Genomic DNA, 21253 nt, shown 5'->3' with positions numbered 1-21253 from the left:
AAAGCCGATCTTGCACCGCAGCGAAGATCGCGCGACATTCCAGCGGCTTGGGGAAGCATCTTGGGGGAAGCGCGCGTGACCGACGACAGCCTGTGGAATCCGGACCTCGCGCCGACCGGCCAAGAGCAGCGCAACTGGGCCTGGTATCACTATGCCGCGCTGTGGATCGGCATGATCGTCGCAGTACCGGCCTGGATGCTCGCGGCCGGGCTCGTCGAGCAAGGCATGTCCGCCGGCCAGGCCGCGCTTACAGTGCTGCTCGGCAACCTGATCGTGCTCGTACCGATGTTGCTGATCGGCCATGCCGGCGCGCGCCACGGCATTCCCTATGCCGTGCTGGTCCGCGCCTCGTTCGGCACGACCGGGGCCAGGCTCCCCGCTCTTGCCCGCGCGCTGGTCGCCTGCGGCTGGTACGGCATCCAGACATGGATCGGCGGCGAGGCTCTGCTGACGCTGCTCGGCGTGGCGCTCGGCACGGATCTGCGCGGCACGCCGCACCCGATGCTCGGCATCGGCTCGGGCCAGCTCATCGCCTTCCTCGGCTTCTGGGCGATCCAGCTCTTCTTTGTCCGCAAGGGCCTGTTGACCATCCGCCGGCTCGAGACCTGGACCGCGCCGGTCAAGATCCTCGTCTGCATCGCGCTGGTCTGGTGGGCAGTCGACGCCGCGGGCGGTCTCGGCCCGATCTTCCATGCCCCCTCCGCCTTCGTTCCCGGCGGCGCGAAGCAGGGGCAGTTCTGGGCGGTATTCTGGCCCGCGCTCACAGCGATGATCGGCTATTGGGCAACGCTCGCGCTCAACATCCCCGACTTCACCCGCTTCGCGCGTTCGCAGCGCGACCAGCTGATCGGCCAGTCGGTCGGCCTGCCGCCGATGATGGGGCTGATCGCGCTCGCCAGCGTCATCACCACCAGCGCCACCGTGGTGATCTATGGCGAAGCGATCTGGGACCCCGTCGCGCTTTCCGGCACCTTCACCGGGCCGCTCGTGCTGCTCGGCCTCGTCGTGATCAGCATCGACACCATCTCGTGCAACATCGCCGCCAACCTGGTCTCCTCGGCCTATGACTTCTCATCGCTGTGGCCGTCGCGGATCAGTTATCGCACCGGCGGGATGATCACCGCGACGATCGCGGTGCTGATGATGCCGTGGAAGCTGCTCGCCTCGAGTGGCGGCTATATCTTCGTCTGGCTGGCCGGCTATTCGGCGCTGCTCGGACCGATCGCGGGCATTTTGATCGCCGATTACTGGCTGATCCGCCGCACGCAATTGCAGGTCGACGACCTCTACCGCGCCGACGGGGCCTATCGCTATCGCGCTGGCTGGAACCCGGCGGCGCTTGTCGCCTTTGCCGCGGGCGTGCTGCCCAACCTCCCCGGCTTTCTTGCCACTGCCGCGCCCAGGGCGTTCAGCGTCGCCCCGATGTGGCTGGCAATCTACACCTGGGCGTGGTTCGTCGGGCTCGCGATCGCGGGGATCGTCTATCTCGGCCTGATGCGGCTCAGCCCGCGGGTCGCCGCCCCAGCCGCATGAGCCAGGCAAGGAAGAAGGCCAGGCATATCTGCCACGGCAGATGCACGCACTCGAACCAGAAGACGAAGCCCGCGGATTTCATCTGATAGCCGTGCGCATTGGTGAGCAGCAGGCCCTGCGCCATGCCGAGCCCACCGAGCAGCGTGAGCGCACCGATGCCCAGCAGGATGATCGCCCGGCTGCCCGCGTTGAGCGGCGCGAGACGTAGCGGGATCAGCAGCATCAGCGCCAATGTGCCGCCGGCGAACCCGCCGACCGCGCCCGTGCCGAAATCCTGCACATAGGCCTTGGGATCAGGCTCGAGCGCAAAGCTGACCGACGCGTGGCGCCAGGCGAGATAGTTGGCGACAATATGGACGAAGGTAAGCACCGCGCCGAAATAGAGTACCCGCCTGAACCAGCCGCGCTGACGCGCGCTGGCTACGAGATAGGGCAGTCCGAACAATGGCGTGAGATAGAGGCTCGGCCCGATGACCGGCGCCAGCACGTCCTTGGGATCAGGATAGAGCAGGATCGCCAGCGCCAATGCGACGGCATAGACGACCGCGCCGACCAGCAGCCAGGTGAACGCGTGCCGGAACCGCACCTTGCGGCGCCGCGCCTGCCGGGCAGCGAGTTTGTCCGTGCTGTTCTCTCCCCGCCCCATGAGGGCATCCTGCCAGAGCGCGCCTCGATCGTCATCCCGGCGAAAGCCGGGATCTCAGGCGATGGCGCGGGAAGGAGCCGCACGAGATCCCGGCTTTCGCCGGGATGACGATAGGTCGAAAAGCAGAAGGCCCTCCCCGCTTCCGGGAAGGGCCTTCCAAAATCTATCGGTAAAGCCGAGCCTCAGCCCGCCTTTTCCTTCTTGGCATAGACGCGCACCGGGTCCTTCGACCCCGCGACCACGTCCTTGTCGACCACGACTTCGTCCACGCCGTCCATCGACGGCAGGTCGAACATCGTGTCGAGCAGGATGCCCTCGAGGATCGAGCGGAGGCCACGCGCGCCGGTCTTGCGCTCGATCGCCTTCTTCGAGATCGCGACCAGCGCGTCGTCGTTGAAGCCGAGCTTGACCTGCTCCATGTCGAACAGCTTCTGATACTGTTTCACCAGCGCGTTCTTCGGCTCGGTGAGGATCTTCATCAGCGCATCGACGTCGAGGTCCTCGAGCGTCGCGATCACCGGCAGGCGGCCGACGAACTCGGGGATCAGGCCGAACTTGAGGAGATCCTCCGGCTCGACCTGCTTCAGCGTCTCGCCCGTGCGGCGTTCGTCCGGCGCGGCGACATGCGCGCCGAAACCGATCGACTTGCCCTGCAGGCGGTCGCCGATGATCTTCTCGAGGCCCGAGAACGCACCGCCGCAGATGAACAGGATGTTGGTCGTGTCCACCTGCAGGAATTCCTGCTGCGGATGCTTGCGGCCGCCCTGCGGGGGAACGGACGCGGTGGTCCCTTCCATCAGCTTGAGCAGCGCCTGCTGCACGCCTTCGCCCGACACGTCGCGGGTGATCGACGGGTTCTCGGCCTTGCGGCTGATCTTGTCGATCTCGTCGATATAGACGATGCCGCGCTGTGCCCGCTCGACATTATAGTCGGAAGCCTGGAGCAGCTTGAGGATGATGTTCTCCACGTCCTCGCCGACATAGCCGGCTTCGGTGAGCGTGGTGGCATCGGCCATCGTGAACGGCACGTCGAGGATGCGCGCCAGCGTCTGCGCGAGCAGCGTCTTGCCGCAGCCGGTCGGGCCAACGAGCAGGATGTTCGACTTCGACAGCTCGACATCGGCACCCTTGGCGCCGTGGTTGAGCCGCTTGTAGTGATTGTGCACCGCCACCGAGAGCACGCGCTTGGCGCGCTTCTGGCCGATCACATAATCGTCGAGGACGTCGCAGATTTCCTGCGGCGTCGGGACCCCGCCGTCCTTCTTCGAAACGAGCGCGGACTTGGTCTCTTCACGAATGATGTCGTTGCAGAGCTCCACGCACTCGTCGCAGATGAACACGGTCGGGCCCGCGATGAGCTTGCGCACTTCGTGCTGCGACTTGCCGCAGAACGAACAATAGAGCGTGCTCTTCGAGTCACCGCCGCTGAGCTTGGTCATTCAATCCATCCTTGGTGCGCCGCGCGCACATTACGCCACCCGCCATCCTACACGCGGGCGATACTCGGGCAAACCGGAATCTGGCTTTACGCCAGACTCCTTAAGTACCTACTGACAATCAGGCTGGCGTTGCCTCGCCGTCAGCCGGGGTCGGACGCTTCTCGTAAACCTCGTCGACCACGCCGAATGCCTTGGCCTCGTCCGCTTCGAAGAAGCTGTCGCGGTCCATGACCTGCTCGATCCGCTCGAGCGGCTGGCCGGTATATTTCGAATAGAGCGCATTCATCCGAGCACGGATGCGCAGGATTTCCTTCGCCTGGATCTCGATGTCCGAAGCCATGCCCTGCGCGCCGCCCGAGGGCTGGTGGAGCATGATGCGGGCATTGGTGAGCGCCACGCGCAGGCCCGGCTCACCCGAGGCGAGCAGGAACGAGCCCATCGAGGCGGCCTGGCCGATGCAGACCGTGCCCACCTTGGGGCGGATATACTGCATGGTGTCGTGGATCGCCATGCCGGCGGTCACCACGCCACCCGGCGAGTTGATGTACATCCAGATGTCCTTCTTCGGGTTCTCGGACTCGAGGAAGAGAAGCTGGGCAGTGATCAGCGAAGCCATGTGATCCTCGACCGGGCCGGTCACGAACACGATTCGCTCGCGCAGCAGGCGCGAATAGATGTCGAAGCTGCGCTCGCCGCGGCTCGACTGCTCAATAACGATGGGAACGAGGCCGCCGGTGACGGGATCAATGGTCATCTGACCAGAAAGCGGATGCATGGATGATTTTCTCGTTATGTGTGTTGGCTCGAACAACATCGGCGCTTGACGTGCGGAGTTCAAGCCTTGGTTATGGTTACGCTGTAACAGGCGGATCTGGGGGAGACGCCATATCACCGGGGAGCGGAGAAGAGACGCGCTGAGCGCGACGCGCAGGGCAGCCTTGTGGCTGATCCTCGCCGGGCTCGCGCTGCGGCTGCTCTGGCTGGTGCTGGTGCGCGCGCTACTCTCCCCGCTCCATCTCGGCGAAGCAAGCGCGGCGGCGGAGACGCTGGCCCGCACCGGAACGATCGCCGACGCCTTCGCCCCAGGCAGCGGCCCCACCGCGCATCTGATGCCGGGCATGGTGGTGCTGGTCGGCGCCGTGCAGAATGTCTTCGGCAATTCGAGCATGGCCGCGCTGCTGCTCAGCCTGTGGACGCTCGCCCTGCTCGCGCTGACCTGGCTGCTTGCCCGCGCGCTGTTCGCCAAGGCCGGCTGGCGGCCGCAGGCGCTGATCGGAGGCCTTGTCCTGCTCTGCCTGCTGCCGGGCCATATCGTCCAGGAAGCCGCGGACTTCCGCGTCTGGGAAGGCGGCCTCGCCGCCTTGCTAGCGCTCGCCAATCTCTGGCTGATCGTCACGCTCGACAAGCGCGAGACGATCCACCTCCAGCCGCTGCTGCTCGGCGCCGCGCTCTCGGCCTTCACCTTCTTCATCAGCCCAACCACCGGGCTCGCGGTCGATGCCTGCTGGGCCTGGCTCGCGCTGCGGCGCCTGCCGCTGCGTCAGGCGCTCGCCTTTGCCGGTATCGCTGCCGCGGCGCTGGCGCTGCTCCTCGCGCCCTGGATGCTGCGCAACGCCGAGGTGATGGGCAGCCCGGTACTGCTGCGCGACAATTTCGGGCTCGAGATCGCGATGGCCAACTATCCCGGCGCGCTCGATCCCGCCGATCCGCGTGCCGAGACGCTGGCCCGCGCCCGCGCCATCCACCCCTATCAGAACCCGGAAGTGCTCGCCCGGCTGCGCGCTGCCGGCGGCGAGGTCGCTTATTCAAGGCAGCTTGGCCGCGAGACCTGGGCGTGGATCGCCGCGCACCCGCTCGACTTCGCCCGGCTGGCGCTGCGTCATTACCGGCAATTCTATCTCCCCGATCGCTGGCAGGGCGGGCTGACCAATTGGGGTGCCTTCCCCACCCTCAGGATCGAGATGATCCGGCTGGTTGCCGCCTTCGGCCTGCTCGGCCTCGCCGTCGGGCTGTTCCAGCGGCGGCGCTTCTACGGGCTGTTCGCGCTCTACCTCGCGCTCGCCGGCCTGCCCTATGCGCTGGTGATGCCGATCCCGCGCTATGCCTATGTGATCTGGCCGCTGCTCGCCTTCCTCGCCGCGCAGCTCGCTGTGGAGACCTTCCTCACCTTGCAGCGACGCGGGCGCTCGCCCATGGTGACGCAATGACGACGCATAATGTCCTGGTCACGGGCGGCTCCGGTTTCGTGGGCAGCCATGTCATCCTCCAGCTGCTGGCACAGGGCCACCGCGTCCGCACCACCGTGCGCAGCCTGTCGCGTGAGGCGCAGGTCCGCGCCACGCTGGAGAAGGCCGGCGCCGACACGAGCAACCTCAGCTTCGCCGCCGCCGACCTGGAAAAGGACGAAGGCTGGGCCGAGGCGGTCGCCGGCTGCACCTATGTCCAGCACGTCGCCTCCCCCTTCCCGCCCAACCAGCCCGAGGACGAGCAGGAGCTGATCCGCCCCGCCCGCGAAGGCACGCTCCGGGTGCTCCGCGCCGCACATGCCGCCGGCGTGAAGCGCGTCGTCGTCACCTCGAGCTTCGCCGCGATCGGCTATGGCCATGGCCAGCGCACCGCCGACTATACCGAGGCCGACTGGACCGATGTCGATGGCCCTGCCGTCCAGCCCTATATGAAGTCCAAGACGCTCGCCGAGCGCGCCGCCTGGGACTTCATCGCCAACGAGGGCGACGGGATGGAGCTGGCCGTGGTCAACCCGGTCGGCATCTTCGGCCCGGCACTCAATGATGACCTCTCGACCTCGATCTGGCTGGTCCAGTCGATGATCGAGGACAAGATGCCCGGCCTGCCCGATCTCTGGTTCGGCGTGGTCGATGTCCGCGATGTCGCCGCGCTGCAGATCGAGGCGATGACGCATCCCGATGCTGCGGGCGAGCGCTTCCTCGCGGTCGCCGGCAAGGCGATGTCGATCCCGCAAATGGCCGATGTGCTGCGCAAGAATCTCGGCCCGGCCGGCGCCAGGATCACCCGCCGCCGCATCCCGAGCTGGCTGGTCCGCATCATGGCGCTGTTCAACCCGATGGCACGCGAAGCCGCCCCGCGGCTCGGCATCCAGTCCAACGCCAGCAACGAAAAGGCGCGCAAGCTGCTCGACTGGCGGCCGCGCAGCAACGAGGAAGCGATCCTCGCGACGGCGAACAGCTTGATCGAACTGGGGCTGGTTAAGGCTTGAGCGGCCCCGGCTGCGCCAGATAGGCCAGCCGCCGCATCTCGCGCCGGCCGCGCACCACCGTGTCGAGGATCAGCCCGGTGAACCCGTTCAGCGCGGCGAGGATCATCAGGCCGGTCGCCAGGATCGCGGTCGGGAAGCGCGGCACCAGCCCGGTCTCGAACCAGGTCCACAGCAGCGGGATGCTCAGCCCCACCGCGATCGCGGCGAGCACCGTGGCGATCCAGCCGAAGAACAGCATCGGCCGCTCGATCCGGTAGAGCACTGCGATCGTCTTCAGGATGCGCCAGCCGTCACGATAGGTGTTGAGCTTTGATTTGGAGCCTTCGAGCCGGGCGAAATAGCGCGTCTCGACTTCGCCGACGGGCATTTTGAGCTCGAGCGCGTGGACGCTGATCTCGGTCTCGATCTCGAAGCCTGCGGACAGCACCGGAAAGCTCTTCACGAAGCGGCGCGAGAAGACGCGGTAGCCCGAGAAAATGTCGGTGAAGCTGCGCCCGAACAGGCTGGCGAGGATGCCGGTCATCAGCCGGTTGCCCAGCACATGGCCGCGGCGATAGGCCTCCGCCGCCTCGTGGACGCGGGTGCCCACGATCATGTCGAGGCCCTCCTCCGCCACGCGCGCGACCATTGCGGGGGCCGCTTCGGGGTCATAGGTCGCATCGCCATCGGCCATCACATAGATGTCGGCCTCGACATCGGCGAACATCCGGCGGACGACATTGCCCTTGCCCTGCATCCGCTCGCTGCGGACCACGGCGCCGGCGGCGCGGGCGACTTCGATCGTCCGGTCCTTGCTGTTGTTGTCATAGACGTAGATGGCCGCGTCCGGCAGCACCTTGCGGAACCCCTCGATCGTCTGCGCGATCGCGGCTTCTTCGTTGTAGCAGGGCAGGATCACGGCGACTTTGGGCATGGTCATCCGCCAGCCATAAGGCCGAAACGGTTACGGTTCGATAGCAATTTCGCCTTGGCAGCGACCGGGTCTCCGCCCATCATCCTCCACAGGGGGGATATGCGATGGAAATGCGCAATTTCAGGATATTGACGGCGGTCGTTGTCGCGATGACGGCGCTCAACGCACTCTACCTCCCGCTGATATTCGGCAGCGCCTGGCTGTTCCGGGTCCTCTACGGCGTCGCGATCCTGCCCCACGGCCTCTGGCTCGACCAGCTGGCTACCCTGTTCAAGATTGCGACCGGTATCCTGTTGCTGGCGTGGGTCTACCGCGCTGGCCGCAACCTGGCCGATTTGGGCGTCAACGACCTCGAGTTCACGCCCGACGAGCGTGTCTGGTGGTTCGCGGTGCCCTTCGCCAATCTCGTGGTGCCCTATCAGGGCATGCGCGAGCTGTGGAACGCCAGCCGCGGCCGGCGGAATCTTGGCGAGACCGAACCGCTCGTCGTGATCTGGTGGGGGATCTGGCTGGCGCGCTGTGTCGAGATACTGCTCGCCCGATTTGTTGCGGACCGGCTAATCCTTCTCCTCCTCGCGATCACCGAAGCTGCGCTGGCGCTGGTCGCGATCCAGCTGGTCCGCGAGATCGCCGCGAACCAGGCCAGACTGCGCAGCCCGCGCGTCGCCGAAGTCTTCGCCTGACCCCAAAGAGAAAGGCCCCCGCTCCGGCTGGAGCGAGGGCCTCTAACTCTCCACGAAGGAAGAAGACTTAGTCGGCCTTCTTCTTCGCCGGCGCCTTCTTGGCGGGCTTGGCCGGAGCCTCTTCCGCCTCAGCTTCGGCCTTCTTGGCCGGGGCCTTCTTGGCAGCGGCCTTCTTCACCGGCTCGGCTTCAGCCTTAGCGGCGGGCTCTTCAGCCTTGTCGGCCTTCTTTGCCTTGGCAGCAGGCTTCTTCTCGGCCTTGGCCTCGTCCTTGGCGCCCTCGGCCTTCGCCTTCTTGGCGCGCGGCTTGTGGTTGTCATGGTCGTGGTGGTGCGTGCCGGTGTCGAAGCCCTCGTCGGACTCGATCGCGGCTTCCAGCTCATCGCGAGTCACTTCGCGGTCGCTGATCTCGGCCTTGTCGAACAGATAGTCGACCACCTTGTCCTCGAACAGCGGCGCGCGCAGCTGGGCGGCGGCCATCGGCTCGTTGCGGACATACTGGTAGAAGCGCTCGCGGTCGTTCGGCGAATACTGGGCAGCGGCCTGGGCGATGAGCTGGTTCATCTCCTGCGAGCTGACCTCGACGCCGTTGGCAGTGCCGATCTCCGAGAGGAGCAGGCCCAGGCGCACGCGGCGCTCGGCGATCTTCACATAATCGTCGCGCTCGGCTTCCAGCTCGGCCTTGGCCGCGGCCGGATCGGCCTCATGCTCGGCTTCGTGCTGGAGCTGGTGCCAGATCTGGTCGAACTCGGCCTCGACCATCGAGGGCGGAACCTCGAAGTCATGGCCGGCGGCCAGCTGGTCGAGCAGCTTGCGCTTCATATAGGTGCGGGTCAGGCCGCCGAGCTGCTGCTCGAGCTGGCCCTTCAGAAGGCCGGTGAGCTGCTCAAGGCTCTGCAGGCCCAGCGTCTTGGCGAAGTCGTCGTCAATCACGGTCTCGCCCGCGGTCTTCACCGCAGTGATCTTCAGCGCGAACTGCGCCGGCTTGCCGGCCAAGTCGGCGACGCCGTAATCTTCGGGGAAAGTGACGTCGATCGTCTTCTCGTCGCCCGCCTTCACGCCGACGAGCTGGTCCTCGAAGCCCGGGATCAGACGGCCGGTGCCGATTTCGACCTGCATGCCCTCGCCGGTGCCGCCGTCAAAGGCGACGCCGTCGACCGAGCCGGCGAAGTCCATGGTCACCTGGTCGCCCTGGGCGGCCTTGTGCTTTGCGGGCGCGTCGGTGAACGCCTTCTGCTGGCCGGCGAGCTGCTTGAGCTGCTCGTTCACTTCGTCGTCGCTCACCGGAACGGTCAGGCGCTCGAGCTTCAGCTTGTCGATCGACGGCGTCGGCACGTCGGGCAGCACTTCCAGCTCGACCTTGATCTCGGCGTCCTTGCCGGGCGCATATTCGCCTTCCAGGCTCACCGACGGCGACACGGCCGGGCGCAGCTTGTTGTCGGCGATCAGCTTCTGCACGCCTTCCTGGATCGAATTGTTCAGCGCATCCTGCGCGATCGCCTCGCCGTGCATCTTGCGCACCAGGTTGGTCGGCACCTTGCCCGGGCGGAAGCCCGGCATGCGCACCTGCGGGGCAACCCGCTTGACCTCGGCATCGACCTTCTTGTCGATGTCCTTGGCAGTGATCTTGAGCGTATAGGCGCGCTTCAGGCCCTCGTTCAACGTCTCGACAGTCTGCATTTTTCTCAGGCTTCCAAAATCAGAAAAAGAGTCGCGGCGTCCGGTGACGCGGGAAACGAGCGGCGATGCTGGTGCGGGCGAAGGGACTCGAACCCCCACACCTTTCGATACCAGAACCTAAATCTGGCGCGTCTACCAGTTCCGCCACGCCCGCAGGGGCACCGCCGGTCGGCGGGCTCTATAGCAGTCGGGGGTCTCATCGCAAGGGCACAAGAAACTTCATCGCGACACGAAGCGTTGGTGAAGCGAAACAAGGAGACTGTCCGTGCCCGTTGAGCCCCCTGTCCAGCCGACCGTGCCGCCCGCCGAGCAGCCGCCCGCGCCGCAGCCGGGCCAGCCGACAACCCCGCCGCCGGAGCTCGATCCGCCGGCGCCGGACATCGACGTTCCCGCGCCGCAGCCGGCCACCCCCGCGGTGCCCAGCCCCGGCCAGCCCATCGCCTGATTAGGAGAGAACAGATGCCCGACCAGAATCGCGAAGACCCGCGCTCCGACCTTGAACAGGCCGTCGAAGCGCGTGCCGATGCCGTGAAGCGCGGCGAAGGCGGCAGCGGTCACTCGCCGCTCGAAGACCCCGGCGCCTCGGACGGCGTCGGCGGCACCGCCGGCGACGTCAAGAACCAGGACTCGGACGCGCAGTAACGCCCACCGCCCATGATCGAAAAACATCTACAAAAGCTCCGGCTGCGCTGCGAAATCGGCGTTTCCGAGGAGGAGGCCATTCGTGCCGCGATGCTGGGCCCGTTCGACTACGGCGCCGAGCAGATCATCGTGCGCCGCGGCGAGCCGCTCACCAGCTCGATCCTGCTGATCGAGGGGTTGCTGGCGCGGTACAAGGATTTGAGCGACGGGCAGCGCCAGATCACGCATCTGCACGTGCCCGGCGATTTCGCCGACCTGCACGGCTACACACTCAAATATCTCGACCATAATCTGATGTCGCTCACGCCGTGCCGCATCGCCCGGATGCCGCACACCAAGCTGGACATGATCACCGATCGCTTCCCGCATTTGACGCGCAGCTTCTGGTTCTCGACCAATCTCGACGCGAGCATCCATCGTGAGTGGGAAGTCTCGCTAGGCCGCCGCAACGCGATCGAGCGCGCCGCGCACTTGCTGTGCGAGCTCCATTCGCGGCTGCTGGTGGTCGATTCGGCCGAGCGCAACCGCTTCCGCCTGCCGATCACCCAGACGCAGTTCGCCGAGTGCCTGGGCCTTACCGGCGTGCATGTGAACCGCGTGCTGCGCGAACTGCGCGAGGCGGGGCTCGCCGATTTCCGCAGCGGCATGGTGACGATCCATGACCGCAAGGGGCTCGAGCAACTGGCCGAGTTCGACCCACTCTATCTCTATCTCGACCGCCAGCCCGGCTGAGGGCTCGCCCCGATCGGGACATCGCCCCAATTCGGCACGCGAACCCAATTGCCCTTCCGAAACCGCCGGTTATAGTCGATTCATCGTGAATGCCTTCGGGGGGAAGGCACTGTTCAGTACGGCGTACCTAGATCGTTCGTGGCAAGGCCGCGGGCTCCGTCTCCGTCGTGCCCGATACGCGGAACAGCCACGCCCGCAATGCCCCCGATCGAAGGTATCCGCCGGCCGCGCACGAGCATCCTCCCGCCGGAATCGCGATACGCAATCCAAAGGGGGATGACCTAAATGAAGACCTATCTGATGCTCGCCGCCGCGGTTCTGACCGCCGGCCTCAGCGGCGCTGCCGCCGCGCAGGACGCCGCCGCGCCGTCGTGCGAGCTCCATGTGTTCCCGACGCTTGAGGGCCAGGCGATGTCCTCCGGCCTGCTCGCCGGCTTCGGCGTGATCGGCGCCGTCGCCGATGCGGCGGGCCACAAGAACCGCAACGTCCGCGACGCTGAATATCTGAAGGACGCGCTCGGGCCGAACTTCCAGGTCGATTCGCTCAAGACGATCGACCTCGTGAAGGAGCTCAAGCTTCAGCCGTCGACCATCGTCTACGAGACGCCGATCGCCGATCGCAAGATCACCACCAAGGCGACCAACCGCCTTAGCGCTTCGTCGGCGCCCTGCTATGTCGAGCTGCTGGTCACTCAGAACTTCTTCAAGAAGACCGCGATCTACGGCCGCTCGCTCAACAATCGCTTCATCCTCAAGGACTTCCGCGACGGCAAGGCGCAGGCCGAGCTGGTCAAGGGCCGCGGCGGCAACGGCCTGTCGCACTTCCCGCCCAAGACCGAGGATGAGAAGCCCGCGGCCGAGCTGGACCTGCGCGACGCGTTCGTGAAGAACTTCCTCGAATTCTCGAAGGGCGTTTCGGCCAAGTAAGCCGGCGCGAACCCGGGCGGGGCCGCGCATCGCAGCGGCCCCGCTCCTCTGGCCTTAGGAGAATCCCATGCGCATGTTGCTAGGCCTTGGCCTTGCCCTTTCGCTCGCCGCCGGCGGCGCGATCCACGCAGCCGCAGCGGACAAGGATCCGATCCTGCTTGCGGAAAAGGACCGCGGCGCACCTGCCGGCCGCGCCGTCCGCGTGACGCTCGCGCAGCGCGAAATCGCCACGACGATCGATCTCGGCCGCATCGCCGCCAACTATAATGGTGGCGGGCTGCTGGGCGCGATCCTCATCTCTGCGATGGACGACCGCGCCAAGAAGATGCAGCGCAGCGCGATCGACAAGGCGGAGAGCAATGCCTCGCCGATCCGCCAGGGGCTTGGCGGCTTCGACGTGGAGGGTCTGGCGCTGGCCGCCACGCGCGCCGGGCTTGGCAAGCACGACTGGTTCCAGGGCCTGCCGATCGCGACTGCGCATGACGCCGCGCCAGAGGAACGCGCCAGCTATGCCGCGGCATCGAGCGCGTCGCAGGTGACCTTCGTCGACTATTGGTACGGTCTGTCGCCCGATTTCTCGCAGATCCGGGTGCTCGCCGACATCCGCATCGAGCGCGCGGGCAAGCGCAAGACCGGCGTCGATCCGGTGCTGTTCCGCCAGCGCGTGTGGAGCGTCGTCCAGCTGCGCGCCCGTTCCTATGACGCGCGCGCCAACGCGACGCTGTGGAGCGAGGAAAATGGCAAGCGCGCCCGCGCCGGCCTCACCGCCGCCTTTGCCCGCTTCGAGGATCTGATCCCGCGCGCGCTGGCGCTCGGCCAGCAGGACGTCGCGGCCTATACCGCCAAGGGCCGCGAAAAGGCGTTCGGCGCGGATTTCTACGGTCCGCTGATCGCCCGCGATCCGGCCAATCGCGAAAGCCTGCTGCTCTGGTCCAACGGCCTCGTCCAGGTTCAGCCGGTCAGCTGAAGACGGCGTGTTTCAGGGCTTCACCCGCCGCGCAGTGAGGATCTTCACCTGCGCCGCGGGAACCTCGCCCTTGAACGCGCCGCGGATCGAGCCGTCGGGCGAAACCGGCGCGTCGAAGATCTTCAGCACCACGTCCTGCCCCTCCACGACGTGCGCGAAGGCGGCATAGCCGAGATTGTCGCCCGGCTTGCTCGGGTCCGCATCCATCGACGCGCTCTGGTCGCCGAGCATGATCGTGAACTCGCCCTGCGCGGTGCCCACCGCCCGGCGCGGCGCGGAGAGCGTGAAGTCGAGATGCTTGATGCCGGTCTGCGTCGTCGGCTCATGCCTGATCGGCGGCAGCACCTTGGCCGGGGCGTTCTGCACGCCGAACTGCACGAAGCCATAGTGATCGGCGACCTTCACCACCCGGTAGAAGCTCGCGCCGTCGAGGCGCTTCTGGTCGACATATTTGAGGAAGTTGTTGCCGGTGATCGGCGCATGGACATTGTCCACCTCGATTGTGATCGTCCCCTGCGCGGTGGCGATCGCGACGCGCGGGAGAGCGGGAGCCGCTGCGGGCGCGGTCTGGGCCAGCGCCGGCATCACGAACAAGGTCAGCAGAAAAGCGGCAAGCCAGCGCATCCTATTCCTTCTCCTCTTCGCCCGTCTCCGCCAGCTGCGCGCTCTCGCGCTTGAGCGGCCGCGATACCGGGCAGACTTCCTGCACATAGCCGTTCAGGGCATTGGCGAGATGCTCGCGCACCAGCGAATAATGGACATATTGCCCGCGCTTCTCGCTCGTCACCAGCCCCGCATTCTCAAGCACCGAGAGGTGCTGCGACACCGCCGGCTTCGAGATGTCGAACCGCGCGGCAATCTCCCCCGCGGTCAGGTCGGCATGGCTCAGATAGGCAAGGATCTTGCGGCGCACGGTGGACGCAAGGGCTTCGAATACGCGTTGCATGAAAAGGTATTTAAGCAATTTCTTCATTGCCTGCCAGTGCGAATTACGCAATTAGGTAATTGCTTAATTACTTGCGAGTCGCTGCCATGCATGATCCGCACGCCGTGAACTATCTCGTCGATACCCCAGGCGCCGATCCCGTGCACGGACAGGTGCGCTGGGCGCCGGTCCAGTCGCTATGGAACGGCGGGATGATGGCGGCGACGCTGATCCTCGGTCCACTGACTCTCACGCCCGCGGCGGGGGTGGTGTTCGTGGTCACCACCGGCGCGACGCTGCTGCTCGGCCATTCAGTCGGCTATCACCGGCGACTGATCCATGGCAGTTTCGCCTGCCCGCTCTGGCTGGAGCGTGTGCTGGTCTGGTTCGGCGCGATGGTCGGGATGAGCGGCCCCTTCGCGATAATCCGCACGCACGACCTGCGCGACTGGGCGCAGCGCCGCGCGGACTGCCATCCCTATCTCAGCCACGCCAACCCGATGTGGAAGGACGCCTGGTGGCAGCTCCATTGCCGGCTCGAGCTCACCGCCCCGCCCCGCTTCGATCTGGGCCGCATCGGCCGGGACCCTGTCTATCGCTTCCTCGAAGCCAGCTGGATGGTCCAGCAGCTGCCGATTGCCGCGCTGCTGCTCTGGGCGGGCGGCTGGGGCTTTGTCGTCTGGGGCCTGTGCGCACGAGTCTTCGTCTGCGTCCACGGACACTGGTTCGTCGGCCACCTCGCCCATAATCGCGGACCGCAGAGCTGGATCGTCGCCGATGCCGGGGTGCAGGCGCATGACGTGCCCTGGGCCGGCTTCATCACGATGGGCGAGGCCTGGCACAACAACCACCACGCCTTTCCGGGCTCGGCGAAGATCGGCCTCTATCCGGGGCAGAGCGACCTGGGCTTCGTCTTCATCCAGGTGCTGGAACGCGCGGGGCTGGCCTGGGATGTGCGGACGCCCGGAACGCTGCCCTCGCGGCCTAGCCTGCAGGCCATCGAGGCCCGGCCATGACCGACGACGCCGCTCCTGCACCGAACCATCCCGGTTGCCTCGCGCTGCTCGTGTCGGTGGCCCTCGCGTCGCTGCTGCTGACGCTCACCATCTTCCCGCCCGCCTTCACCACCCCGATGATCTACGTGCCGATATTCGGGGCCACCACGTTTATCGCGACGCTGATCGGGCTGCCGCTCTACCTTGTCGCCCGGTATTTCCGGCAGGAGAATATCTGGACGGCGCTCGCCGCCGGCGCGGTCACGGGTGCGGCGCTACCGGTGATCGGCGCATTCTCGGAAGGGACGCCGCAAGCGTGGCTCGTCGCCGCCGGCTACGGGATCACGGGCACGATCGGCGGCCTCGCCTATTTCCTGACCGCCACCGCCCCGCGCGCGCCACGTCGGAACGCGGCGCTGCTCGTCGCACTCACCTGCATCTCGGCCGCGACAGCGCAGCCGGCGGTGGCGTGGCTCAGCCCGCCAGCGCCTTCTTCAGCAGCTCGTTGACCACCGCAGGATTGGCCTTGCCCGCCATCGCCTTCATCGTCTGGCCGACGAAGAAGCCGAACAAAGCCTCCTTGCCGCCCCGATACTGCTCGAGCTGGCCGGGATTCTTGGCGAGGATCTCGGCGATCACCGCCTCGATCGCGCCGGTGTCGCTGGTCTGCTTGAGCCCGCGCTCCTCGACGATCTTGCCCGCCGGATCGCCGGTCTCGAGCATGATCTCGAACACCTGCTTGGCCAGCGGACCCGACAGCGTACCGTCGGCAGAAAGCGCGAGCAGCTCGGCGCCGCCCACGGGGCTGACCGGGCTCTCGTCGAGGTCCTTGCCGAGACGGTTGAGCGCGCCGTACAGGTCCGACAGCAGCCAGTTAGCCGCGGCGCGCGCGACTTCATTCTCGCCCTTCTTCTGCACCCGCGCGCTCTCTGCGAGCAGCGCCTCGAACCAGCGCGCGGTGTCCGCGTCAGCGGTCAGCGTCGCGGCATTGTATGCGCTCAGCCCCAGCTCGCTCTCGTAGCGGCGGCGCTTGGCGTCGGGCAGCTCGGGCAGGCTCTCGCGGCACGCCTCGAGGAACGCATCATCGAGCTCGAGCGGCAGCAAATCGGGATCGGGGAAGTAGCGATAGTCGTGCGCATCTTCCTTCGAGCGCATCGACCGCGTCTCGCCGCGATCGGGATCGAACAGCCGCGTCTCCTGGACGATCCGGCCGCCGGCCTCGAGCACCTCGACCTGGCGCCGCGCCTCGATCTCCACCGTCTGCATGACGAAGCGGACCGAGTTGACGTTCTTGGTCTCGGTGCGCGTGCCGAGCTCGCCGCCCGGCTTGCGCACACTGACGTTGACGTCGGCGCGCATCGAGCCCTGGTCCATGTTGCCGTCGCACGAACCGACATAGCGCAGGATCGCGCGCAGCTTGCTCAGATAGGCGCCGGCTTCCTGCGGCGAGCGCATGTCGGGCTTCGAGACGATCTCCATCAGCGCCACGCCGGCGCGGTTGAGATCGACGTACGAGCGCGACGGATGCTGGTCGTGCATCAGCTTGCCGGCATCCTGCTCGACATGAATGCGCTCGACGCCGATCGACTTGATCGCGGCATCGGGATCCTTGTCGTCGAGGCTGATCTCGATCTGCCCCTCGCCCACCAGCGGGTGGAAGAGCTGGCTGATCTGATAGCCCTGCGGCAGATCGGCATAGAAGTAATTCTTGCGGTCGAAGCGCGACCATTTGTTGATCACCGCGCCGATTGCCATGCCGGTGCGCACCGCCTGGCGGATGCACTCGCGGTTCGGCGTCGGCAGCATGCCCGGCATCGCCGCGTCGATCAGGCTGACCTGGCTGTTCGGCTCCGCGCCGAACTCGGTGGCCGCGCCCGAGAAGAGCTTGGCGTTGGAGGTCACCTGGGCATGGACTTCGAGGCCGATCACGACCTCCCATTCGCCAGTTTCGCCCTGGATGCGGTAGGTGGATTCAGTCATTGAAATAGTCCGCGCTGACATGAGCCTGGCCCCAGAAGACTCGGAAAGCGTCGCCTTCGTCGCCTACGCCGACGGAGACGCTCGTCCGGCCTGCTTCATGATAAGGATTCTCGATCTTCATCAACCGGACCATCAATCCATCGAGATGATGACTTGGCTCGCTTATCCGCCCGGAAAAACCTCGAAATGCCGGAAGTGCCTCACTCGTCAGTGGCTCGACTTCCGCATGGAAAGAGGGAGGCAGGTAGGACTGCTCGCGCTGTTCCGCCACAGGAGTTACGGTGTAGCTCCAGCCTCGGAAATGATGACCGAGCTCCGGAATGAGTTCCATCCTGATCACCACCACGCTTCCGGCCGCGCCGTGAACCCGGCGCGCTGCTCGATCGCCAGGCCCGCATTGAGCACGCCCTGCTCGTCGAGCGGACGCCCGATGATCTGCAGCCCGAGCGGCAGGCCGCCCGCGTCCACGCCTGCCGGCACGCTCATCGCCGGCAGGCCGGCAAGGCTCGACGGCACGGTGAAGACGTCGTTCAAATACATCGCCAGCGGATCGGCCGACTTCTCACCCAACGCAAACGCGGCCGAAGGCGCGGTCGGCGTCAGCAGCAGGTCGCACAGCGTGAAGGCGTTCTCGAAGTCGCGCGCGATCAGGCTGCGCACCTTCGAGGCTTGCGTGAAATAGGCGTCGTAGAAGCCCGCCGACAACACATAGGTGCCGATCAGGATGCGGCGCTTTACTTCGTCACCGAACCCGGCCGCACGCGTCGCCGCGTACATGTCCTGCAGGTTCTGCCCCTCCGCCAGCTCGCGCAGACCGTAGCGTACGCCGTCATAGCGGGCGAGGTTCGACGAAGCCTCGGCCGGTGCGATGATGTAGTACGCCGGCAGCGCATATTTGGTGTGCGGAAGGTTGACCTCCACCACTTCGGCACCGGCATCCTTCACCCAAGCGATGCCCGCTTCCCACAGCTTGGCGATCTCGGTCGGGATGCCGTCGATGAGATATTCGGCCGGGATGCCGATCTTCTTGCCGGTCAGGTCGCCCGAGAGGAGTTCCTCCCACTTCGGCACCGGCAGGTTGAGCGAGGTCGAGTCCTTGGGATCAAAGCCCACCATGTTCTCGAGCAGGATCGCGCAGTCGCGCACGTCGCGCGCCATCGGCCCGGCCTGGTCGAGCGACGAGGCAAAGGCGACCACGCCGTAGCGCGAGCAGCGGCCATAGGTCGGCTTGATGCCGGCGATGCCGGTGAAGGCGGCGGGCTGGCGGATCGAGCCGCCGGTATCGGTGCCGGTCGCGCCCGGCACCAGCCGTGCCGAGATCGCCGCCGAGCTGCCGCCCGACGAGCCGCCCGGCGCGAGCGGGGCATTGTCACCACCGCCGCGCCGCCAGGGCGAAATCACATTGCCGAAATAGCTGGTCTCGTTCGACGAGCCCATCGCGAACTGGTCGAGATTGAGCTTGCCGAGCATGCCTGCACCGGCATCCCAAAGCTTCTGCGACACGGTCGATTCATAGACCGGCTTGAAGCCTTCGAGGATGTGGCTGGCCGCGGTGGTCTGCACCCCCTTGGTGCAGAATAGGTCCTTCATGCCCAGCGGCACGCCGGACAAGGGCTTGAGCGGTTCGCCCTTTGCGATCGCCTCGTCGGCGACACGGGCCGCGGCGAGCGCATGCTCGGGGGTCTCGACGATGAACGCGTTGAGCGCCTTGCCCTTGCTCACCTTGACGATGAAGGCATCGGCCACTTCGCGCGCGGAGAACTTGCCGCCGCGTACGCCGTCGCGCAGCCCGGCTACGCCCAGATCGGTAATGTCGCTCATTCGACCACCTTCGGCACGGTGAAGAACCCGTGCTCGCCCTGCGGCGCGTTCTGCAGCACGGCGTCGCGCTGGTTACCCTCGGTCACCACATCGTCGCGCAGACGCAGGGTGTTGGGGATCACGGCAGTCATCGGCTCGACCGACGAGGTATCGACCTCGCCGAGCTGCTCGATCCAGCCAAGAATATTGTTGAGCTCGGGCGCGAGGCGCTCGGCTTCGGCATCGCTGATCGCGATGCGAGCGAGGCTCGCCACCTTCTTCACGGTTGCGGTATCGACGGACATAGGGAGGCGCCTAACAGCCGCGCCTCCCGCCTTCAAGCACCCGGTTACTCGAAGGCCTCGCCCACGGGCACGCCACCGACGAACACCTGGCGCCGCTGGACGGGCCGGACCTCGATCCTGCCCTCCGCATAGCCCTTCGCGCGATTCGCCTTGTCGAGCGCGGTATCGGCCGAGGGACGTACCGCCGGCCGTCCCCATTTGCCATCGGCCAGCACCCACCTCTCCAACACGCGGCAATATTCGATCGGTTCGAAAGAACGCTTGTCCGCCTTCGGCGCGGTGCCCGGCGATGCCGGCACGCCGAAGCAGCTGTCGTTGAAAAGCAGCGCCTCGTCCCCGACGAACGCCAGCGTGCATTTGAACATTCCGGCGCACGCCGGCTCGTCATTGGCGACCTGATCGCGCAGCTCCGGGACAGGCGGATGGCCCGCAGGCACCAGCCGAAGCGTCTGTGTCAGCTTTTCCCGATCCCGCTCCCGCGAATTACCATGCTCGACAACCCAGCGGTTCGGTGCGCGCGACGCCGCCAGCGCTTTTTCGCGGATCGCCGCATTCTTGACGCTCGTCAGCTTGCGGAGCGCCGCCTTGCCTGGCTCGCCGAAATCGAAGGCCAGCGCCGCCCAGTCGAACTGCTCCGGGCTGGTCTTTCCCGATTCGAGCCGCGCGACCTAGTCGCGGGCCGAGATGCGGTTGAAGCTGATCAGCGGCGTGGCCAGCTCGAAGCCGAGCAGGCAGATCAGCACCGCGAGCACCAGATTGGCCGGGCGCACGCGCTGCGTCCACTGCATCCGCCCGCGCACCAGCGCGACCAGATAGGCGGTGCCCCACAGACAGGCGATCGTGACGAAGACGACTGCCCAGAGCCGCTCGGGCGTATAGCCATATTGGCCGACGCGCAGGCTGGTCGCGAAGGCCGCCAGTACCGCGAGCGGCAGGATCACCGCCGCCAGCACCATTGCGCCATAGCGCAGCAGCGGGTTGCGCCGCTCGTCCGCCGCCTCTCGGCCGATCACCACATTGGCGAGGATCAGCGCCCCCGCCGCGCAGGTGAGCAGCAGCGGCGTGGTATCCGATGTCGCGTCCCACAATGCCTGCACCCCGGTGAAGGGCAGCGCGAACAGGAACAGCCCCAGCCCGACCGCCAGCACCGGCGCCAGCACTCCAAGCACCATTGCCACCGCCCGCTGCAATGTCCGCACCACCAGGTCATGCTCGCGCAGCAGCCCCAGCGCCGATCCGAAGGCGAGTCCGGTCATCGCCCGGCCGAACCAGTCCTTGGCGAGAAGATCGCGGACGAAGTCGATCCTGATCAGGTGGAACAGCTCGGAAAGCAGGATCGCCATCACCCACACGATCGCGACGAACAGCCAGCTCGCGCACCACAGCACGACGTTGGACCAGACATGGTCGTGCACGCCGATATAGGACGGCCGCAGCGTCCATGCGTCGCGCGCGGCCTGGAACAGCGGCGCGGCAATCGCGAGCGCCAGCACCAGGCTCATAATCCGCCAGAGCTCGCTCGAGCTCCATCCGCCCGGCGCGCCGTTGCCGAGCGTGACGAAGAAGGCGACTACGCCCATCACCGCGCCGAAAAGCAGCGAGCCCCACCAGAGCCGCCGCTCGATCGTAAAGCCGATCAGCGCCGCGCCCAGCGTCACGCCGAGCAACAGCGCGGCCTGCACGCCGTCCAGGTCATTGTCGTAAATCTGGGTGCTGCCCAGGATCAGGTGCGCGACGATGCCAGTCGCAAGACCCAGCCCTGCCAGCAGCAAAGGCCGCTGCGCCCAGCGCGCCGGGGCCTCGTCCGGCCCGGTCTCGATCTCATCCATGCAGGCTCTCCCCTTTGGCGGGAT

The 21253-nt window shown here is 66.4% G+C and carries 24 protein-coding genes and 1 tRNA gene; 11 read left to right on the top strand and 14 right to left on the bottom strand.

The window, feature by feature from the left end; genetic code table 11:
- Positions 1-75: 75 nt before the first annotated feature.
- Positions 76-1533 (top strand): NCS1 family nucleobase:cation symporter-1, encoded by a 1458-nt coding sequence (locus HZY97_RS01580; protein ID WP_373684255.1) that lies wholly within the window; start codon positions 76-78, stop codon positions 1531-1533.
- Here the strand turns inward: HZY97_RS01580 and HZY97_RS01575 are convergent.
- The 3 genes from HZY97_RS01575 to HZY97_RS01565 all read right to left on the bottom strand — a co-directional run bounded on the left by HZY97_RS01575 (position 1502) and on the right by HZY97_RS01565 (position 4372).
- Positions 1502-2179, bottom strand: a complete 678-nt coding sequence (locus HZY97_RS01575) for a hypothetical protein (protein ID WP_180139894.1) — start codon at positions 2177-2179, stop codon at positions 1502-1504. The genes HZY97_RS01580 and HZY97_RS01575 overlap by 32 nt on opposite strands.
- 182 nt (positions 2180-2361) lie before the next feature.
- On the bottom strand, positions 2362-3618 hold the full coding sequence (clpX, locus tag HZY97_RS01570; RefSeq protein WP_180139891.1) for an ATP-dependent Clp protease ATP-binding subunit ClpX: 1257 nt from the start codon (positions 3616-3618) through the stop codon (positions 2362-2364).
- A 118-nt stretch (positions 3619-3736) separates the two neighbouring features.
- Entirely contained in the window at positions 3737-4372 is a 636-nt protein-coding gene (locus tag HZY97_RS01565; protein ID WP_257214837.1) for an ATP-dependent Clp protease proteolytic subunit, read from the bottom strand.
- A gap of 184 nt (positions 4373-4556) precedes the next feature.
- Between HZY97_RS01565 and HZY97_RS01560 the strand changes: the two genes are divergently transcribed.
- Together HZY97_RS01560 and HZY97_RS01555 are read left to right on the top strand one after the other, a co-directional pair.
- Positions 4557-5825: a hypothetical protein gene (locus tag HZY97_RS01560; protein ID WP_180139885.1), complete on the top strand. Its 1269-nt coding sequence runs from the start codon at positions 4557-4559 to the stop codon at positions 5823-5825.
- Positions 5822-6853, top strand: a complete 1032-nt coding sequence (locus HZY97_RS01555) for an aldehyde reductase (RefSeq protein WP_180139882.1) — start codon at positions 5822-5824, stop codon at positions 6851-6853. The genes HZY97_RS01560 and HZY97_RS01555 overlap by 4 nt, the downstream gene beginning before the upstream one ends.
- Here the strand turns inward: HZY97_RS01555 and HZY97_RS01550 are convergent.
- Positions 6843-7772, bottom strand: a complete 930-nt coding sequence (locus tag HZY97_RS01550; RefSeq protein WP_180139879.1) for a glycosyltransferase family 2 protein — start codon at positions 7770-7772, stop codon at positions 6843-6845. The genes HZY97_RS01555 and HZY97_RS01550 overlap by 11 nt on opposite strands.
- A gap of 98 nt (positions 7773-7870) precedes the next feature.
- Here HZY97_RS01550 and HZY97_RS01545 point away from each other — a divergent pair, with 98 nt between their 5' ends.
- Positions 7871-8449, top strand: coding sequence for a DUF4328 domain-containing protein (locus tag HZY97_RS01545; RefSeq protein ID WP_180139876.1), 579 nt, complete (start codon positions 7871-7873; stop codon positions 8447-8449).
- Between the two features lie 67 nt (positions 8450-8516).
- On the opposite strand, the gene tig is transcribed toward HZY97_RS01545, so the two are convergent.
- Positions 8517-10127 carry a trigger factor gene (gene tig, locus HZY97_RS01540; RefSeq protein WP_180139873.1) on the bottom strand — a complete coding sequence of 537 codons (1611 nt, stop codon included), beginning with the start codon at positions 10125-10127 and terminating at the stop codon, positions 8517-8519.
- 69 nt (positions 10128-10196) lie between these two features.
- Positions 10197-10281: transfer RNA gene (locus tag HZY97_RS01535), tRNA-Leu, on the bottom strand.
- A gap of 111 nt (positions 10282-10392) precedes the next feature.
- Between HZY97_RS01535 and HZY97_RS01530 the strand changes: the two genes are divergently transcribed.
- The 5 genes from HZY97_RS01530 to HZY97_RS01510 all read left to right on the top strand — a co-directional run bounded on the left by HZY97_RS01530 (position 10393) and on the right by HZY97_RS01510 (position 13395).
- Complete coding sequence (locus HZY97_RS01530; protein WP_180139870.1) at positions 10393-10572, top strand: hypothetical protein; 180 nt, start codon at positions 10393-10395, stop codon at positions 10570-10572.
- 14 nt (positions 10573-10586) lie between these two features.
- Entirely contained in the window at positions 10587-10769 is a 183-nt protein-coding gene (locus HZY97_RS01525; RefSeq protein ID WP_180139867.1) for a hypothetical protein, read from the top strand.
- A gap of 12 nt (positions 10770-10781) precedes the next feature.
- On the top strand, positions 10782-11501 hold the full coding sequence (locus tag HZY97_RS01520) for a Crp/Fnr family transcriptional regulator (protein WP_180139864.1): 720 nt from the start codon (positions 10782-10784) through the stop codon (positions 11499-11501).
- 285 nt (positions 11502-11786) lie between these two features.
- A complete protein-coding gene (locus HZY97_RS01515) occupies positions 11787-12428 on the top strand; it encodes a hypothetical protein (RefSeq protein ID WP_180139861.1) in 642 nt (213 codons plus the stop codon).
- Between the two features lie 67 nt (positions 12429-12495).
- Entirely contained in the window at positions 12496-13395 is a 900-nt protein-coding gene (locus HZY97_RS01510) for a hypothetical protein (protein WP_180139859.1), read from the top strand.
- A gap of 12 nt (positions 13396-13407) precedes the next feature.
- Here the strand turns inward: HZY97_RS01510 and HZY97_RS01505 are convergent, their stop codons facing one another.
- Complete coding sequence (locus tag HZY97_RS01505) at positions 13408-14019, bottom strand: peptidylprolyl isomerase (protein WP_180139856.1); 612 nt, start codon at positions 14017-14019, stop codon at positions 13408-13410.
- Position 14020: 1 nt separating this feature from the next.
- Positions 14021-14341: a metalloregulator ArsR/SmtB family transcription factor gene (locus HZY97_RS01500; protein WP_180139853.1), complete on the bottom strand. Its 321-nt coding sequence runs from the start codon at positions 14339-14341 to the stop codon at positions 14021-14023.
- An 86-nt stretch (positions 14342-14427) separates the two neighbouring features.
- Between HZY97_RS01500 and HZY97_RS01495 the strand changes: the two genes are divergently transcribed.
- Positions 14428-15336 carry an acyl-CoA desaturase gene (locus HZY97_RS01495; protein WP_180139849.1) on the top strand — a complete coding sequence of 303 codons (909 nt, stop codon included), beginning with the start codon at positions 14428-14430 and terminating at the stop codon, positions 15334-15336.
- Complete coding sequence (locus HZY97_RS01490; RefSeq protein ID WP_180139846.1) at positions 15333-15824, top strand: hypothetical protein; 492 nt, start codon at positions 15333-15335, stop codon at positions 15822-15824. Before HZY97_RS01495 ends, HZY97_RS01490 begins: the two co-directional genes overlap by 4 nt.
- On the opposite strand, the gene gatB is transcribed toward HZY97_RS01490, so the two are convergent.
- The 6 genes from gatB to HZY97_RS01460 form a co-directional block, all read right to left on the bottom strand.
- Entirely contained in the window at positions 15790-17295 is a 1506-nt protein-coding gene (gene gatB, locus HZY97_RS01485) for an Asp-tRNA(Asn)/Glu-tRNA(Gln) amidotransferase subunit GatB (protein WP_180139843.1), read from the bottom strand. The two genes, HZY97_RS01490 and gatB, sit on opposite strands and share 35 nt — an antisense overlap.
- Positions 17288-17626, bottom strand: a complete 339-nt coding sequence (locus HZY97_RS01480; protein ID WP_180139840.1) for a hypothetical protein — start codon at positions 17624-17626, stop codon at positions 17288-17290. The genes gatB and HZY97_RS01480 overlap by 8 nt, the downstream gene beginning before the upstream one ends.
- 5 nt (positions 17627-17631) lie before the next feature.
- A complete protein-coding gene (gene gatA / locus HZY97_RS01475) occupies positions 17632-19116 on the bottom strand; it encodes an Asp-tRNA(Asn)/Glu-tRNA(Gln) amidotransferase subunit GatA (RefSeq protein ID WP_180139837.1) in 1485 nt (494 codons plus the stop codon).
- Positions 19113-19400 (bottom strand): Asp-tRNA(Asn)/Glu-tRNA(Gln) amidotransferase subunit GatC, encoded by a 288-nt coding sequence (gene gatC, locus HZY97_RS01470; protein ID WP_180139834.1) that lies wholly within the window; start codon positions 19398-19400, stop codon positions 19113-19115. The genes gatA and gatC overlap by 4 nt, the downstream gene beginning before the upstream one ends.
- Before the next feature lie 44 nt (positions 19401-19444).
- Positions 19445-19837, bottom strand: a complete 393-nt coding sequence (locus tag HZY97_RS01465; protein ID WP_180139831.1) for a hypothetical protein — start codon at positions 19835-19837, stop codon at positions 19445-19447.
- Between the two features lie 231 nt (positions 19838-20068).
- A complete protein-coding gene (locus HZY97_RS01460) occupies positions 20069-21229 on the bottom strand; it encodes a DUF4153 domain-containing protein (RefSeq protein ID WP_180139827.1) in 1161 nt (386 codons plus the stop codon).
- Between the last annotated feature and the right edge of the window lie 24 nt (positions 21230-21253).

It is taken from the genome of Sphingomonas sp. R-74633 (assembly GCF_013416555.1).
Lineage (GTDB): Bacteria > Pseudomonadota > Alphaproteobacteria > Sphingomonadales > Sphingomonadaceae > Sphingomonas.
This window is presented reverse-complemented; position numbering and strand designations above follow the sequence as displayed.